This is a genomic window from Conexibacter sp. CPCC 206217 (assembly GCF_030646165.1).
Taxonomy (GTDB): Bacteria; Actinomycetota; Thermoleophilia; order Solirubrobacterales; family Solirubrobacteraceae; genus Conexibacter.
Genome location: NZ_JAUTDO010000007.1, coordinates 16,475 through 32,896, shown reverse-complemented (window position 1 = coordinate 32,896; position 16,422 = coordinate 16,475). Strand labels below are relative to the sequence as shown.

Sequence of the window (16,422 nt, the reverse complement as noted above, 5' to 3'; positions counted from 1 at the left end):
ACGACTCGTCGATATGGTTATCACAGTTGAGGATCCTGCCAAACGCGGTGACCTGGAGGAGCAGATGGAGTTTCTCGTCCGATCCGAGCTGCACGTGCCCGCGAGCGTCTCGCCCGAGCAACTGCAGGAGACGATCGCGCAGGAGCGCGAGCGCGGCCTGGAGCTGCGCGCCAGCGGTGCGATCGTGCGGATCTGGCGCGCCCCGGGCCGCCGCGACAGCGTCGCGATCTACGAGGCGCGCGACGCGACCCACCTGCACGAGCTGCTCGCCTCGCTGCCGGTCTGGCCGTGGCTGAGCTGCACCGTCGAGCCGCTCGCCCACCACTACCTCGAGGACGAGCGGTAGGCGGCCCGCGGCCGCGTGGACGCGGCCGCCGCCGCGGCCGGCGGGCCGCCCGACCCGGGCAGCCGCGGCACGCCCGCCTACCCCAGGCTGCGCAGCAGCTCCGCGGAGCGCTCCAACTCCCGCGGCAGCGCCGTCACCCCTGCGACGTGGGTCCAGGGCGTGCGCAGCCACAGCCGCTCGCCGGCGCCGGCCGCGCAGATCCGCCGGCCCGACGGCCCGAGCGGGATCTCGTCGTCGGCGACGCGCTCGTCGAGCGCCGCCCACGCCCGCAGCGCCGGCCGGCCGGCCGGCGCGTACTCGACCACTCCGCCGTCCACGACGCCCAGCCGTGCCGCCGTCGCCGGTGACATCCGCGCCAGCCGGCGGCCATCCGCGTCGTAGTCGTCCGCGTCGCCTGCGAGCACGGCGGGCCGCAGCCGCGCCGCCTCCAGCTCGGCGCGCAGCGCGCGCGTCGCCTCCTGCTCGACGGCCGTCCCGGCGGCGTCGAGCACGACGCCGTAGTCGGCGCGCGCCCCGGCGACGCTGACGTAGCCGTCGGCGACGTCCTGCAGCACCCGCTCGGGCTCGCGCGTGAGCGGGTCGCCGTAGCCGGCGCCGCCGGCGACGAGCGTGATGAAGAGGTCGCCCGGCCGGACCGCGAACTGGCCGACCTTCAGCGGCACCTCGGAGACCGGCAGCCGTCTGCCGTCGCGCAGCACGATCAGCTGGTTGAGCGCGCCGCCGTAGCCGCCCGCCATGCCGGGCCGCGGCAGGATCCCCTCCGAGCCGAGGAACGAGAACTGCCCGTCGGCGCGCATCTCCCAGGCGCGCACGATGCCGATCCCCCCGCGCCGGTAGCCCGGGCCGCCGCTGTCGCAGTGCAGGCCGTTGAAGACGCCGCGGATCGGGTTGGCGAACTCGCCGCGCTCGACCGGCCACAGCATCGGCAGGTCGCCCATGCACCACTGCGCGCCCGCGATGTTGCCGTCGAGGTCGTGGACGGCCGGCCAGCCCTCGTAGGGGAACTCGAAGATCGACCACGGCTCGCCGGGCCGCTGCGGGTTCGACGGTCCGTTGAGGTTGGTCTGGTTGGCCGACGAGCCCGGCACCGCGGACGCGCGCTCGGGCACGACCTGCGCCAGCAGCGCCATGCAGCAGCCGTGAACCGGCCCGAACAGCATGTCGGCGAAGCCGCCGATCGGAACCGGGTGGCGCGCGTCGACGACGGTGCCCGGACGCGTCACCACGTTCAACTGGCGCGCGGCGCCGGTCGTCGTCGAGGCGACGTCGGAGAGGACCGTCTCCAGGACGGTGTAGGCGCCGGCCCAAGTCGTCGCGTACGGCGCGTTGCCGACGCCGGCGCGCTGTGGCGAGCAGTCGGAGAAGTCGAACGTCAGCGTCTCCCCCTCGATCCGCATCCGCCCGCGCACGAAGATCGCTCTGAGGTTCTCGCCGCTGGTGCCGGAGTTCTCGAGGTAGTCCTCGTAGTGGTACTCGCCGTCCGGCAGCGCCGCGATCGCCGCCGCCGTGCGCCGCCGCGTCGCCTCCAGCTTCTGCGCGACCGCGTCATGCAGCGCGCCGGCGCCGTAGCGCTCGCCGAGCGCCTGCACGCGCTGCTCCGCGAGCCGGTTGACGGCCGCCTGCGCATGGAACACGCCCTCTGCCTCGAACGGCGTGCGGACGTTGGCGAGGAACAGCTGCAGCATCCCCTCCTCCAGCTCGCCGCGGCGGTAGACGCGCACGAGCGGGATCCGGATCCCCTCGTGGAAGATCTCGGTGCTGGCGCCGCTGACCGAGCCGGGGACGGTCCCGCCGACGTCGCCGTAGTGGGCGCGCACCGCCGCGTACAGCTCCAGTCTGCCGTCGAGGAAGATCGGCCGGATCATCAGCACGTCGTTGAGGTGCGTGCCGGCGGTCGAGGGGTCGTTGACGAGGAACACGTCACCCGCCTCCATCTCCTCGCCGAAGCGCTCGTGCAGCTCGCGCACCGCGAACGACACCGGGAAGATGTGCATCGGCACGTCGACGTGCATCGCCACGACCTCGCCGGCCGGGTCCAGCAGCGCGCAGGAGAAGTCGTGCGTCTCGTAGAGGATCGGCGAGTAGGAGAGGCGGATCAGCGTCGCGCGCATCTCGCGCACGACGTAGCGCAGGCCGGCGTCGATCACCTCGCCCGTGATCGCGTTGACGGGGGTCGTCGTCTGGGTCATCGCTCACGCCTTCCGTTCGAGCATCAGGCATCCCAGCTCGTTGACGTGGCCCGCCCAACCGGGCGGGACCGCCATCGTCGAGCTGTACTCCTCCAACACCGCCGGGCCGCTCACGGCCGCGCCGGCCGGCAGCTGCTCGCGCCGCAGGATCGGCGCCTGCATGCGCTCGCCGCCGAAGATCACCTCGGTGCGCGGCGGCGGCCCGTCGTCGGAGACGGCGCCGCGGTCGACCAACGAGGGCTTGCCGACGATCCCGGTCGCGGTCACGCGGAGGCTGACGAGCTCGCACATCGAGGCGTCGCGCTGGTAGCCGTAGCGGCGCCGGTAGCGATCCTGGAAGGTTTGCGCCAGCCAGTCGGCGCCGAGCTCGCGCGCGACGATCTGCTCCTCGTAGGACTGGCCGCGATAGCGCATGTCGACCAGCCGCGTGAGGCGGATCTCCTCGGCCGTGAAGCCCTCCTCGACGAGCAGCGCGCAGCCCTCACGCTCGAGCTCCTCGAAGACGTGCTCGAGGTCCTCCGGCTCGGTCTCCGGCAGCGCCCGCAGGAAGCCGCGCACGAGGTCGTGGCGGTGGTCGGACAGCAGCAGCCCGAGCGCGGAGAAGTCGCCGGCCTCGCGCGGCACGACGACGGTCGCGATCCCGAGCTTGTCGGCGATCGCGCAGGCGTGCATCGGGCCGGCGCCGCCGAAGGCGACGAGCGCCAGCTCCGCCGGGTCCTCGCCGCGCTCGACCGAGACCTCGCGGATCGCGCCCATCATGTGCGTGTCGGCGATCTCGATCACGCCCGCGGCCAGCTCCTCGACGCTCGCCAGGCCCGACGCCGGCAGCAGCCGCTCGGCCGCGGCGCGCGCGGCGGCCGCGTCCAGCGGCATGTCGCCGGCGAGCTTGGAGGAGGCCGGCAGGCGCCCCAGCAGCAGGTTCGCGTCGGTGACGGTCAGCTGTTCGCCGCCGCGCCCGTAGCAGGCCGGGCCGGGCTCGGCGCCCGCGCTTCTGGGCCCGACCTTCAGCACGCCCTCCTCCATGTACGCGATGCTGCCGCCGCCGGCGCCGATGCTGTGGACGTCGACCTGCGGGATCGCGAGCGGGTAGGCGCCGAGCGTGCGCTCGGCGACGACCGACGGCGCGTGGTCGCGGATCAGCGCGACGTCGGTCGAGGTGCCGCCCATGTCGAACGTGACCATGTGCGGCACGCCGATCAGATGGCCGAGGTTCGTGCTCGCGGTGACGCCGCCGACGACCCCGCCCCACAGCATCGTCGTCGGGCTGGCAACGATGTGCGGCCCGCTCACGATCCCGCCGGCCGAGCCCATGTAGGCGACGCCGCGGTCATAGCCGGCGCGCTCCAGCTCGGCGCCGAGCCGCGCGACGTAGCGCGAGGCGATCGGCGCGCAGAAGGCGTTCAGGATCGCGGTCGTGAAGCGCGGGTACTCGCGGAACTCGGGGATCTGCGAGGAAGGGATCGCGAGCACGTCCGGCAGCCGCCGCTCCAGGTGCGCGCGCACCAGCTCCTCGTTGGCGCCGTCGGCGTAGGAGTTGAGCAGGCAGATCGCGACCGCCTCCACGCCGGCCGCCTCCAGCTGGTCGCAGACCGCGTCCAGCTCGGCCGCGTCCGGCGCGTGCAGGACGGTGCCGTCCGGGGCGGTGCGCTCGGCGATCGTGAAGCGGCGCGAGCGCGGCAGCGCCAGCGGCTGCTCGCGCCGCCAGCGAGCGTCGAAGAGGCCGCCGGTGTAGCGGCGCGTGTCGCCGATCTCGACGTGGTCGCGAAAGCCGAGCGTCGTGATCATCGCGATCTCCGCCCCGCGCCGCTGCAGCAGCGCGTTGAGCACGACGGTGCTCGCGTGCACGAGCCGGCCGAGCGACGGCAGCTCGATCTGCTCCAGTCCGGCGAGCATCGCGCGCGACGGGTCCTCGCGCGTGGAGGAGACCTTGCGCACCGTCAGGCGCTCGCTGCGGCGGTCGTAGAAGACCAGGTCGGTGAAGGTGCCGCCGATGTCGACGCCGACCTCCCATGCGGTGGTCGATCCGTTGTGCTGCGTCACGGGTCGCAACTCCTCTCGTCATCGTGCGGCCGCCTGCAGCGGCCGCGTCAGCGTGGACGGCCGCGCTCGTCCACGAGCAGGCCGCCGATCAGATATCCGCCGTCGACCGGCAGCGCGACGCCGTTGACGTACGACGCCGCCGGCGAGGCGAGGAACAGCGCCGCCTGCGCGATCTCGTCCGGCTGCCCGCGCCGGCCGGCGGGCGTGCGGTCGACGAACGCCGCCAGCAGCTGCTCGTCGAGCGCGGCGTTCGCGAGCGCGGTCTCGGTCGTGCCCGGCAGGATCGCGTTCGCGCGCGCGCCGACCGGGCCCAGCTCGGCCGCCAGCACGCGCGTCAGGCCGAGCACGCCGCCCTTGGAGGCCGAGTAGGCGCCGCGCCCGTGCGAGCCGATCGAGGCCGACACCGACGCGACGTTGACGATCGCGCCCGAGCGCTGCTCGCGAAACCGCCGCGCCGCCTCGCGGCAGGTGTTGAACGTGCCGGTCAGGTTGACGCGCAGGACGCTGTCCCACTCCTCGTCGGCCATGTCCGCGACCGCTCTGAAGGCGACGATGCCGGCGTTGTTGACGAGCGCGTCGAGCCGTCCCAGCTCGCGGTCGACGCGCGCCATCGCCGCGGCGACCTCGCGCGCGTCGCCGACGTCGGCGCCGATCGCGAGCACGCGGGCGCTCGTCGCGGCGAGCGCCGCGCGAGCGCCGCCCGCGCCGTCGCCGTTTGCGCTCGCGGCGTCCGTGCCGCGGCCGACCGCGGCCGCCGCGTCCTCGTCGCGGTCGAGCGCGACGACGGTCGCGCCCGCCGCGAGGAACCGCTCGGCGATCGCGCGACCGATCCCGCGGCCGGCGCCGGTCACGAGCGCGACCTGGCCGGCGAGCGTCATGCGGTCGTGCCGCTCGCCGCCCGCTCGGCCGCCTCGCCGGCGAGCTCGCGCAGGAGCACCTTGCGGACCTTGCCCGACGGCGTCTGCGGCAACGTCTCCAGCAACTCGACGTAGGCCGGCCGCGCGAACGCAGGCAGCTGCCGTTCGCACCACTCGCGCACCTGCTCGACGGTCATCGGCGCCGCCGGGTCGACGACGACGAACAGCGCGACCTCGTCCTCGCCCGCCTCGCTCGCGGCCGGGGCCGCGACCGCGGCGCAGTCGGCGATCCGCTCGTGCACCAGGACCGCCTGCTCGACCTCGTAGGAGCTGATGTTCTCGCCGCGGCGGCGGATCGCGTCCTTGAGCCGGTCGACGAAGTAGTACCAGCCGTCGGCGTCGCGTCTGATGCCGTCGCCGGTGTGGAACCACAGGTTGCGCATCGCCTCTGCGGTGCGGTCCGGCATGTTCCAGTAGTCGGTCAGCATGATCCACGGCTCCTTCGCGCGGACCGTGAACTCGCCGACCTCGCCGACGGGGACCTCCAGGTCGGTGACGGGGTCGACGATCTTCGCCTCGAAGAACTCGTCGACCAGCAGCCCGGCTGCGCCGGCCGGGCGCGGGACGCCGTAGGGCGACAGGATCGGCATCGAGATCTCGGTCATGCCGTAGTTCTCGACGAACGCCTCGACGCCGAAGCGGTCGGCGAAGTCCCTCAGGATCGACGTCGGCGTCGGAACCGTGTAGATGCAGCGCAGGTCGTTGTCGCCGTCGTCGGGACGCTCGGGCTGCTTGTAGGTCCAGTCCATCATCACGCCGATGAAGTTCGTCACGGTCGCGCCGCTCTCGCGGATCTGGTCGATCCAGCGGCTGGCGCTGTAGCGCTCGCGCAGGACCGAGCGAGCGCCGGCGATCAGCGCCGGGTAGATCGCCAGGAACTGGGCGTTGCCGTGGAACAGCGGCCCGACCGTCATGTGCGTGTCGGCGTCGGTCAGGCGCACGAGCGAGATCAGCTCCTGCGCGAAGAAGCTGAGATGGGCGTGCGACATCGTCACGCCCTTCGACAGCCCCGTCGTGCCGGAGGTGAAGAAGATCGCGCCGGTGTCCTGCGGCGCGACCGCGGGCAACTCGACCCCCTCGGCGCCCTGTTCCAGCTCGGCGAACGGCGCGGCGCTGCGGCCGGCGCCGTTCAGATGGGCGATCGCGCGCTCGCGCGCGGCGCCCTCGCCGAGCACGTAGAAGCGCTCGATCGTGGCGTACGCCGCGACCTCGCCGCTGGTGAAGCGCTCGGCGAAGTCGGCGTCGACGACGGCGATCCGCGGCCCGGTCGTGCGCACCTGATGCTCCAGGAAGGCACCCGTGTAGGCCGTGTTGATCGGCACCTCGACCATCCCGGCGACGCTCGCGCCGAACCAGGCGAGCACGACCTCGGCGCTGTTGGGCGCCATGATCAGCACCCGCTCGCCCGGCTGCGACCCGGTCGCCAGCAGCGCCCGCCCGATCGCGTGCGCGGCGTCGCGCAGCTCGCGGAACGTGAGTGCGCGGCCGTGGTCGGGCACGTCGAGGAAGACGCGCTCGCCGTGTGTCCGCGCGCGCTCCTCCAGCACCCACGGCAGCGTCCAGGTGGCCCGGTCGGGCAGCGTGAGCCGCAGCTCACGGTAAAAACGCTCGCTCACGCTGGCGTCCCTCTCTCTCGCGTTGCGTGCATTGTGCCCCGCCTATCCCATCGCCGCATTGCGCTCGGCGCGCGTGACGGCGAGCGCCGCCAGCAGCACGACCCCGGTGAAGACGTCCGGCGCCCAGACCGGCGCGCCGGCGAGGCCGAGCCCGGCCGTGCCGGTGCCGAGCATCAGCACGGCGATCAGCGTCCCCCACGCGTTGAAGCGGCCCTGACGCAGCTGCGTGGCGCCGAGGAACGCCGCCGCGAAGGCGTTCAGCAGGTATGGCGGGCCGACGGTCGTCGAGCCCGAGCCGATCTGCGAGGAGACCGTGATGCCGGCGATGCCGCCCGCGATGATCGCGGAGACGACGAGGCCGATGAAGCGCAGCCGCCGCACCGGGATGCCGGCCAGCCGCGCGGCGTCGGCGTTGAAGCCCGACGCGTACAGCCATCGGCCCGAGACGGTGTGCTCGAGCACGAACCAGATCACGACCGCGACGATCAGCATGTACAGGACCGACAGCGAGATGCCGCCTATCTGGGTGTTGGCGATGTCGGAGAAGAAGCCGTGCGTCAGCTCGCTGCCGACGATCTCCGAGTTGCCCGACACGAACGTCACGCCCGCCAGCAGCAGCGAGCCGGTCGCGAGCGTGCCGATGAAGGAGTCGATTCTGAACACGACCACCACCACGGCGTTGACGACGCCGATTGCCAGCGCGGCCACCAGCGTCAGCAGCAGCGCCAGGTCGACGCCCATCCCGGCGCGCACGATCAGGTAGGCGAGCAGGACGTTGCAGAGTCCGAGCGCGTAGCCGATCGAGAGGTCGAAGACGCCGGCCGACAGCGGGATCACGAGGCTGAGCGCGACGAGCGCGGTGACCGCGTTGCCGTTCAGCACCTGGCGCACCGTGTCCCAGTGCGGGAAGGTCTCCGGCGCCCAGAACGAGAAGACGACGATCAGGATCAGCCAGACGTAGAGCGCGCCGACGTTGCGAAACGACAACGCGCGGCGCCAACGCGTCGCGGCCGAGGGCGTCGTGCTCGTCGGCGGCGGCGGCGCCCCGCCCAGCGCGGGCGCCATTCGGGTCGAAGCTTCGTCAACGCTCATGTGAGAGGCCATCCGTCTGTCGGGTGTGGGTTCGGGAGACGCCCTCGGCGGCGTCGAGGATCGCCGGCTCGGTCACCTCGTCGCCGATCAGCTCGGCGACGACGACGCCGTCCTTCAGCACGACGACGCGGCTGCACATCGCGACGAGGTCCTGCGTGTCGGAGGAGGCCACGAGGACGGTCAGGCCGCGCTCGTCGACCTCGTCGCGGATCAGCTGGTAGAGCTGCTCGCGCGCGCCGATGTCGACGCCGGCGGTCGGCTCCGACATCACCAGCAGCTGCGGCTCGCGGCAGAGCACGCGCGCGAGGATCACCTTCTGCTGGTTGCCGCCGCTGAACTTCGGCAGCATCCGCTCGGCGTCGCGCGGGACGACGTCGACCTTGTCCATCCAGCCCGCGACCGAGCGGCGCTCGCGCGCCGCGTTGACGACCGAGCGGTCGGGCAAGCCGCCGAGGCCCGACATCGTCAGGTTCTCGCGCAGGTTCATCGGGCCGAGGATCGCCTCGCGGTTGCGATCGGCCGGCACGAAGCCGACGCCGAGCAGCTGCGCGCGGCGCGGCGAGCCGTGCGTCAGCGCCTGTCCGCCGATCTCGATCTCGCCCTCGATCGCGGGTCCGGCCGCGCCGGCGAGCGCATACGGCAGCTCCTCGCGCCCGGAGCCGAGCACGCCGGCCACGCCGACGGTCTCGCCGCGCATCACGCGCAGGTCGACACCGGCGAGGCGTCGCCCGCGCAGGCCGCGCGTGCGCACGACGACGTCGTCGTCGGACGGCTGCGCCGCCGGCAGTCTGCGGCCGCTCGTGACCGCCCGCCCGACCATCATCGTCGCGAGCGTGCCGGCGTCGAGATCGCCGGAGACGTCCTGCGTGCCGACCATGTGGCCCTCGCGCAGGACGCTGACGCGGTCGGCGACCGCGACGACGTCGTCGAGGCGGTGCGAGACGTAGACGACGCTCGCACCCTCCTTCACGACGCCGGCGACGATCTCGTGCAGGCGCTCGACCTCGGCCGCCGGCAGCGACGCCGTCGGCTCGTCGAGCACGAGCACGCCCGAGGCCTCCTCCCAGCCCGCGAGCGCGCGCACGATCGCGATCGCCGTGCGCTCGACCTGGGGAAGCCGCGCGAGCGGCTCCTCCATGTCGATCGCGATGCCGAAGCGGGCGAGCGCGCGAGCGGTGAACTCGCGCTGCTCGCCCCAGTTGATCGTGCCGAGGCGGCCGCGCGCGTAGCCGCCGCCGAGCGCGACGTTGTCGATCGCGCTCAGCTCGCGCACCAGCGCCAGGTCCTGGTGCACGAAGCGCAGCCCGAAGGCCGCGTCGTGCACCGAGCCGAGCTGGAACTCCTCGCCGTTGAGCGCGGCGCGGCTGCCCTCGTCCGGCTGGTGATAGCCGGCGAGGATCTTGATCAACGTCGACTTTCCTGAGCCGTTCTGCCCGACGAGACCGTGGATCTCGCCGGGCCGTACGTCGAAGTCGACGCCGTGCAGCACGGTCGTGCCGGCGAACGTCTTGGCGACGTTCCCCAGCACGAGTCGCGGCTCGGGCCGTTGGGCTGCGTCGATCACTGGAGCCACCTCTCGATCGCCTTCGCGCTCAGCCCTTGCCCCAGAGTCTCTCGTACTGCTGGACCATGTCCTCGACGTTGGACTCGGGGATTCTGTCGAGCGCGTTGTCCTTGTCGACGATCCAGATGTTCTGGAGCGCGTCCTGGTCGGGCTGGACCGACTGCCCGGCGAAGTGCCGCGCGAGCGTGTCGGTCAGCAGGTACGCCCACGAGCTCGGGTCGCCCTGGTTGGTCGACGTCGCGATGCCGTCGTTGATGTACTGCAGCGTCGTGTCGCCGCCGAAGTCGCTGAAGTACTGCAGCGGTCTCGACACGCCGGCGCTTCTGACCGCCTGCGGCAAGCCGGTGATGAGCGGATCGGAGGCGCCGAAGACGCACTTCGTGTCCGGCGAGGAGCGGATCGCGCCGATGACGGCGTCCTGCGCGTTGCCCTCCTTGGTCGCGGCGATGTCGACGCGCTTGATCTTCATGTCGGGCGCCAGCCGCTTGACCTCCTCCTCGAAGCCTCTGCGCATGTACTCCAGGACGATGAAGCCGCCGACGTCGATGTAGACGGTCGTGCCGTCGCCGCAGCCGGCGGCGATCAGGTCGTCGGCGTGGGCTCTGCCGACGCGCAGCGACGAGTCGTGCGTGTAGATGCTCGCGATGATCGGCCCGAACGGGACGTCGGGATCCTGGACCGTGACGACCGGGATTCTCATCCGCTCGATCTCGGCGAGCTTGTTTCTCGCGACCTGTGACGAGACCGCGACGACGACGAGGCCGTCGGGCTTGTCGCGGATCGCCGTGTCGTACGCTCTGTTGATCGCGTCCGCGGTCGCGTCGACCTCGATCACCTTCGCGCTCCAGCCGAGCTTCTCGACGGCCTGCTCGAAGTAGTCGGCTATTCTCGCGCAGCCCGGCGAGGAGCACGTCAGGAAGTCGATCTTCTTGCCCTCCGGGATCGGTCTCGTGATCGGCTCGCTGACCTCGATTCTGGTCGGCCGCGTCTTGAACGGCTCGACGAGTCTCGCCGCTTCCGCAGCCGCGTCGTCACCACCGGACGAACTGCTGCTGGTACTGCCGCTGCTGCTGGTGCTGCCGCCGCCACCGCTGTCGTCGCTGCTGCTGCCGCAGGCTGCGACGCCCGCCGCAAGCAGGCACAGCGCAGCCAACAGCGCAGCGAAGCGCCAGGTCATCCGTCCTGCCATCGCTCTCCTCCTCAGGATTGCTGTACGGATCGTCCCGCTGCACCGCCGTCGGAGGCGGGCGCGAGGCGTTCGCTCATACAGTGGTTACGATAGTCATAGTTGCAATGCTTGTCAACGTCTTGGCACCGGCAAGCGGGGTGCTGTCCCGACCTCAGTCCAGACGGGGCCTGGCGGGCAGCGGGGACCCGCCGCGAACAGGCGGCAGCGGCCCGCGAGCATTCGCCAGCGGGCCGCTGCGACGGGTCTCCGAGGCCTCAGCCGCTGAAGTAGTCGGCGTTCGCCGCGGTCGCCAGCGACCACTCCGCCGGCACGTTCTTCTCCGCGAAGATCGCGCCGACCGGGCACGACTGCGCGCATGCGTCGCAGTCGATGCACTCCGTCGGGTCGATGTGCAGCTGCTCGGCCTCCTCGTACCCCGGCTCGTCCGGCGTCGGGTGGATGCAGTCGACCGGGCAGACCTCCACGCAGGAGGTGTCCTTCATCGACGCGCACAGCTCGGTGATCACGTACGTCACAGCAACACCTCTCTCAATTAATGACCCAGCCGGCGTCGACCGGCAGGACCGCGCCGGTGACGTAGCGCGACTGCTCGCCGGCCAGCCACGCGACGGCGGCGGCGACGTCGTCGGGCTCGGCCCACTGCACCGGGAGCGCGTGGTTGGCCCGCATGATCTCGCTCGCGTCGGAGATTCTCGGCGCCTCCAGATCGGGGCGCATCAGCTTCGCGATCGCGTCGCTGCCGGCCAGCTCGGTGCGAACCGATCCGGGCGCGACGACGTTGACGCGGATGCTGTGCTCGGCGACCTCCAGCGCGAACGCGCGCGCCAGGCCGACGACGCCGTGCTTGGCGGCGACGTAGTGGGCGTGGTTCTGCGCCGGCCGCGTGCCGACGGCTGAGCCGACGATGACGATCGAGCCGCCGCGGCCAGCCTCGATCAACGTCGGGACCACAGCCTTGAGCGTGTGCCAGACGCCGGTCAGGACGACGTCGATCACGGTCCTCCACTGCTCCTCGGTCAGCTCCCACGCTCTGCCGAACGAGGCGACGCCGGCGTTCGGCACGACGACGTCGAGGCGGCCGAACGTCTGCAGCGCGTCGGCGACGGCGGCGTCGAGCTCGCCCTGCTCGCGCACGTCGGCGCGGCGCGCGAGCGCGCGCCCGCCGGCCGCCTCGACCAGCCGCGCCGTCTCGCTCAGGTCCTCGTCGACCGCCAGCCGATACGGGCTGGCGGCGAGGTCCCGGCAGAGGTCGAGCAGCACGACGTCGGCGCCCTCGCGCGCGAGCCGCACGGCGCTCGCGCGGCCGATGCCGCGCGCGGCGCCGGTCACGAGCGCGACGCGCCCCTCCAACGATCCTCCGGAGGCCACCTCAGGCCACCGTCGCGGCGACGTCGAGGCGGGCGATCCCGCGCAGGTTGCCGTGGTTGACCCACGGGACCGGGTCCTGCTCGAGCTGCAGGTCGGAGAAGCGATCCAGCACACTCGTCATCACGACCTCCGACTCCATCCGCGCGAGCATCGCGCCCAGGCACATGTGCATTCCCTGCGCGAAGCCGAGGTGACGGACGTTCTCGCGCGTGATGTCGAGCCGGTCGGGCGCCTCGAAGCGGCGCGGGTCGCGGTTGCCGCCGGACAGGATCGTCCAGACGCGCGCACCGACCGGGATCTCGACCTGCTCCAGCGCGAACGGCGCGGTGACCGTCCGCATGATCCCGAAGTGGACCGGCGCCTCGAACCGCAGCAGCTCTTCGAGCGCCCCCGGCAGCAGCTCGCGCCGCTCGCGCAGCAGCCGCAGCTGGTCGGGGTTGCGCAGCAGCGCGACGAGCGCGGCGCCGAGGAAGGCGGCGGTCGTGTCCGAGCCGGCCGCGAGCAGCAGGAAGGCCATCGCGGCGGTCTCCTCGCTCGACAGCTGATCGCCGCCGTCGCGCGCCTGGATCAGCTTGCTGAGCAGGTCCTCCCCGGGCGTCTTTCTGCGCTCCTCCAGCAGGTCGGCGAGATACGCTCTGAGGCTCAGCGCGGCCTCGTCGACGCGCGCCATGTGCTCGTCGGTGACGACCGCGCCGGTGCCGGTCGTGATCAGGAAGTTCCACTCCGCGAAGGTCGGGATGTCCGCCTCCGGGACGCCGAGCATCCGGCAGATCACCGCGACCGGGACGTGCTCGACGAAGTCGCCCATGTAGTCGAACGAGCCGCGCTCGGCGCACTGCGCCAGCAGCTCGTCGACGAGCTGCTGCGTCGTCTCGCGCAGCCCCTGGACCGTCTGGCGCGTGAACGCCTGGCGCACGAGCCGGCGCTCGCGCGCATGACTGGCCGGATCGTCGCAGAACAGCATCGAGCCGCCGAACATCTGCAGCGTCGCGCTGGACGCGTAGCGCGGATCGCTCGTCAGCCCGGCCGACATGCTCATGCCAGGATGGCGCAGCGCCGCCATCACGTCCGTGTAGCGCGAGAGCACCCACAGGTCGTGCTCGCGGCTCTCGTGGATCGGCGCCTGTTCGCGCAGCGCGCCGTAGAGCGCATACGGATCGTCCAGCGCGAGCGGCTGGCCGTACAGCAGCGCGGTGACGACGCTCTCGGGATCCGCCAGATCGACGGCTGGTTTCACTGCCGACATCGTGCTCTCTCCTCCGTCTCTCCGTAGAGATCCGTCTTACCATTATCAGCGCTAGGCCCGGAGCGCAAGCTTGCCGCCGGCCATGACAACTAGTATAACTGTATAAACAATAGTGCGTGTCGTGAGCACCTACCGACCGCAGTACCCACCAGCTAGGACGAGGCCTTGGCATCCACAACCCCGGCGCCGGACGCATCCGCGGCGCCCCGGTCAGCCTTCGAGCTGACAGACGAGCAACGACAGATGCGCGAGACCGCGTCGCGGCTCGCGCGCGAGCGGTACCGGCCGCGCGCAGCCGAGTGGGACGAGCAGCGCGCGTCCTTCCCGCTCGAGGAGCGGCGGCGGCTCGGCGCGCTCGGCATGCTCGGCATCTCGCTGCCCGAGCGCTTCGGCGGCACCGACCTGCCGCTGTTGGACGCGCTGATCGTGATCGAGGAGCTGGCGAAGGAATGCCGGCCGGCGGCGTTCCAGGTGTTCGAGGCGAACACCGGGCCGGCGCAGGTCGTCAACCTGCTCGGCAGCGAGGAGCAGCGTGAGCGCTGGCTGCCCGCCGTGATCGCCGGCGACGCGACGATCGCCGTCGCGATCTCCGAGCCGGACGCCGGCTCGGGCGCGACCGACATGACGACCTCCGCGGTCCCCCACGACGGCGGCTACCTCGTCAACGGGACGAAGCGGTGGATCTCCAACGGCGGCCACGCCGACCACTACCTCGTCTACGCGCGCATGAGCGACGTGCCCGGCGCCAAGGGGATCGGCGCGATCGTCGTCGACGCCGGCACGCCCGGCTTCACGTACGGGATCCAGGAGAAGCTGATGGGCTTCCGCGGGATCCCCTCGTGCGACCTGATCTTCGACGACGTCGTCGTGCCGGCGGAGAACGTGCTGGTCGGCCCCGGCCGCTTCCGCGAGCTGTTCACCGGCTTCTCGGTCGAGCGGCTGGGCAACGCGACGATGAGCCTCGCGATCGGCCAGGCGGCGCTCGACCGCACGAAGGAGTACGTGCTCGAGCGCGAGCAGTTCGGCAAGCCGCTGATCGAGTTCCAGAGCGTGCAGATGACGCTCGCCGACATGATCCTGCAGGTCGAGGCCGCGCGGCTGCTGCTCTACCGCGCCGCGATCTCGGCCGGGACCGGGCTGCCGGACCCGCTCGAGGTCTCGCTCGCGAAGTGCACCGCCAACGAGATGGCCAAGCGCGTCAGCGACCTGGCGATGCAGCTGCACGGCGGCAACGGCTACACCGAGGACTACGGGATCGAGCGCCTGCACCGCGACGCGCACGGCTGGGCGCTCGCAGGCGGCACCCCGAGCATGCAGCGCACGCGCATCGTGGCCGAGACGCTCGGCCGCTCCTTCGACCAGCGCCGCTAGAGGCGCCGGCCGCCGGGCGAGGCTGCGCCCGGCGACCGACACCGCCCACCGGCGGAGGGCTGTGGTCAGCCCGACACCGGCAGATCGGCGGCTGCGGGCGCTCTGCCCGGCCAGCGCACGGGCGTCTCGGTCGTCAGCGACGTGGCGACCTCCTCCCACGGCCCGATGTGCGCCACGCGGTGCGAGCGGCGGCGAATCCGCCAGCTCCCGCGTTCGCGCACGTACTCGTCCTCGTAGCGGACGGCGCCGTAGAGCGTTCTGCCGTCGACCGACAGCTCCCAGTGGGCGCCGATCACGCCGTGAGCGACGTCGTCGTCGCCCTCGTCGAAGGTGAACAGGATCCCGTCCGGCGTGTGGATCGTGGGACCCATCTCGGAACGGCTCTCGGCCATCACCTCGACGACCTGGTCGCGGCCGAAGGCGCCCGCGAACTCGGCGTCGTTGGAGAAGACCTCCGAGAGCGCGTCCCAGTCGTCGTCGTCGCACGCGAAGAAGTAGCGCACGACGAGGTCGTGCAGCTCGGCGCGGTCCTCGAGCCGGCGCAGGCGCCGGCCGAGCTCGTCGTTGGAGCGCTCACCCATCGTCTCGCCCTCCTAGCGCATGATGCGCTGGTCGCGCAGGTCGTTGAAGGCGACCATCGCGCGGCCCATCATCGCGTCGGTCACTTCGAGCACCGGCAGGTCGGCGAGCTTGTTGACGACGTTGACGAACGTCGGCAGGTCCTCCCAGCGCGCTCTGTGGAACTCGACGCTGCCGGTGCCCGAGAAGCCCTCGAGCACTCTCATGTCGTAGTTGCCGGGGGGCGAGACGGTCGCGTAGGCGGCGTCGGCCTCGCCCCAGTCGCCGGTCTTGGGGATGTACTTGTAGTACATGCGGCTGCGGCCGGCGGAGCCGCCGATCCCGAGCTTGGCCGATTCGGCGCTGGCCTCCCTGTCGTACGGCCACGGGTTGAGCGAGAGCCCCTCGACCTCGAGGTCGAGGAATCTGAAGCCCTCCCAGCTGCAGTGGAATCTCGTCGACGGCTGGCCCGTCTCGAGGTCCGGGATGTCGGCGTACAGCTTCGGCAGCCCGATCTCCTCGCGGCCCGGTATGCACGGGTCGGCCTTGCTCTCCCACATGACCGCGACGAAATCGCCCTCGACCTCGTCCTCCTCGCCGCGGTAGACGGCCGAGAACAGCACCTCGGCGAAGTTGTAGCCGCGCCCGGCGAGCCACGCGAAGTCCGTGTTGAAGTGACACTGGACGCGCACGATCGGGTCGGCGGTCGGCTCGAAGCCCGGCGGCATCAGCGGCACGAGCGCGTCGTGCTCGGTGCGATAGGCGACGCCGACGGTCGTCGTGCGCGCCCACTCGCCGTTGAAGCTGCGGCCGCCCGGGCCCTGGCGCGGGCCGACCGAGGGCCCGAACCCGTACGGCATCCGGTAGATCGGCTTCGTCGCCGTCGCGGTCGTCCCACCATCATGTTGTTCCATCAGATAACCCTG

Annotated in this window: 14 protein-coding genes; 2 read left to right on the top strand and 12 right to left on the bottom strand. The window is 71.9% G+C overall.

What is annotated here, in order from left to right:
• The first annotated feature begins 64 nt into the window (after positions 1 to 64).
• Entirely contained in the window at positions 65 to 346 is a 282-nt protein-coding gene (locus tag Q7L65_RS19265; RefSeq protein WP_304723634.1) for a muconolactone Delta-isomerase, read from the top strand.
• Positions 347 to 423: 77 nt separating this feature from the next.
• On the opposite strand, the gene Q7L65_RS19260 is transcribed toward Q7L65_RS19265, so the two are convergent.
• From Q7L65_RS19260 to Q7L65_RS19215, 10 genes are all read right to left on the bottom strand, one after another.
• Positions 424 to 2,535, bottom strand: coding sequence for a hydantoinase B/oxoprolinase family protein (locus Q7L65_RS19260; RefSeq protein ID WP_304723632.1), 2,112 nt, complete (start codon positions 2,533 to 2,535; stop codon positions 424 to 426).
• Positions 2,536 to 2,538: 3 nt separating this feature from the next.
• On the bottom strand, positions 2,539 to 4,575 hold the full coding sequence (locus Q7L65_RS19255; RefSeq protein WP_304723630.1) for a hydantoinase/oxoprolinase family protein: 2,037 nt from the start codon (positions 4,573 to 4,575) through the stop codon (positions 2,539 to 2,541).
• A gap of 47 nt (positions 4,576 to 4,622) precedes the next feature.
• Complete coding sequence (locus Q7L65_RS19250) at positions 4,623 to 5,453, bottom strand: SDR family NAD(P)-dependent oxidoreductase (protein WP_304723628.1); 831 nt, start codon at positions 5,451 to 5,453, stop codon at positions 4,623 to 4,625.
• The gene (locus Q7L65_RS19245; RefSeq protein ID WP_304723625.1) at positions 5,450 to 7,108 is read right to left on the bottom strand and encodes an AMP-binding protein; all 1,659 of its coding nucleotides are present in this window, start codon (positions 7,106 to 7,108) and stop codon (positions 5,450 to 5,452) included. Before Q7L65_RS19245 ends, Q7L65_RS19250 begins: the two co-directional genes overlap by 4 nt.
• Before the next feature lie 42 nt (positions 7,109 to 7,150).
• Positions 7,151 to 8,200, bottom strand: a complete 1,050-nt coding sequence (locus Q7L65_RS19240; protein ID WP_304723623.1) for an ABC transporter permease — start codon at positions 8,198 to 8,200, stop codon at positions 7,151 to 7,153.
• Complete coding sequence (locus tag Q7L65_RS19235) at positions 8,190 to 9,764, bottom strand: sugar ABC transporter ATP-binding protein (RefSeq protein WP_304723621.1); 1,575 nt, start codon at positions 9,762 to 9,764, stop codon at positions 8,190 to 8,192. Before Q7L65_RS19235 ends, Q7L65_RS19240 begins: the two co-directional genes overlap by 11 nt.
• A 28-nt stretch (positions 9,765 to 9,792) precedes the next feature.
• A complete protein-coding gene (locus Q7L65_RS19230; RefSeq protein ID WP_304723619.1) occupies positions 9,793 to 10,953 on the bottom strand; it encodes a substrate-binding domain-containing protein in 1,161 nt (386 codons plus the stop codon).
• A gap of 254 nt (positions 10,954 to 11,207) precedes the next feature.
• Positions 11,208 to 11,468 carry a ferredoxin family protein gene (locus Q7L65_RS19225; protein WP_304723617.1) on the bottom strand — a complete coding sequence of 87 codons (261 nt, stop codon included), beginning with the start codon at positions 11,466 to 11,468 and terminating at the stop codon, positions 11,208 to 11,210.
• A gap of 13 nt (positions 11,469 to 11,481) precedes the next feature.
• Positions 11,482 to 12,321: a mycofactocin-coupled SDR family oxidoreductase gene (locus Q7L65_RS19220; protein ID WP_304723615.1), complete on the bottom strand. Its 840-nt coding sequence runs from the start codon at positions 12,319 to 12,321 to the stop codon at positions 11,482 to 11,484.
• Between the two features lies 1 nt (position 12,322).
• Positions 12,323 to 13,567 (bottom strand): cytochrome P450, encoded by a 1,245-nt coding sequence (locus Q7L65_RS19215; RefSeq protein WP_304723613.1) that lies wholly within the window; start codon positions 13,565 to 13,567, stop codon positions 12,323 to 12,325.
• Positions 13,568 to 13,789: 222 nt separating this feature from the next.
• Between Q7L65_RS19215 and Q7L65_RS19210 the strand changes: the two genes are divergently transcribed.
• Complete coding sequence (locus tag Q7L65_RS19210; protein WP_370552603.1) at positions 13,790 to 14,938, top strand: acyl-CoA dehydrogenase family protein; 1,149 nt, start codon at positions 13,790 to 13,792, stop codon at positions 14,936 to 14,938.
• Between the two features lie 65 nt (positions 14,939 to 15,003).
• On the opposite strand, the gene Q7L65_RS19205 is transcribed toward Q7L65_RS19210, so the two are convergent.
• Both Q7L65_RS19205 and Q7L65_RS19200 read right to left on the bottom strand, forming a co-directional pair.
• Positions 15,004 to 15,519 carry a nuclear transport factor 2 family protein gene (locus Q7L65_RS19205; protein ID WP_304723607.1) on the bottom strand — a complete coding sequence of 172 codons (516 nt, stop codon included), beginning with the start codon at positions 15,517 to 15,519 and terminating at the stop codon, positions 15,004 to 15,006.
• 12 nt (positions 15,520 to 15,531) lie between these two features.
• Positions 15,532 to 16,410: an acetoacetate decarboxylase family protein gene (locus tag Q7L65_RS19200; protein WP_304723604.1), complete on the bottom strand. Its 879-nt coding sequence runs from the start codon at positions 16,408 to 16,410 to the stop codon at positions 15,532 to 15,534.
• Positions 16,411 to 16,422 lie beyond the last annotated feature (12 nt).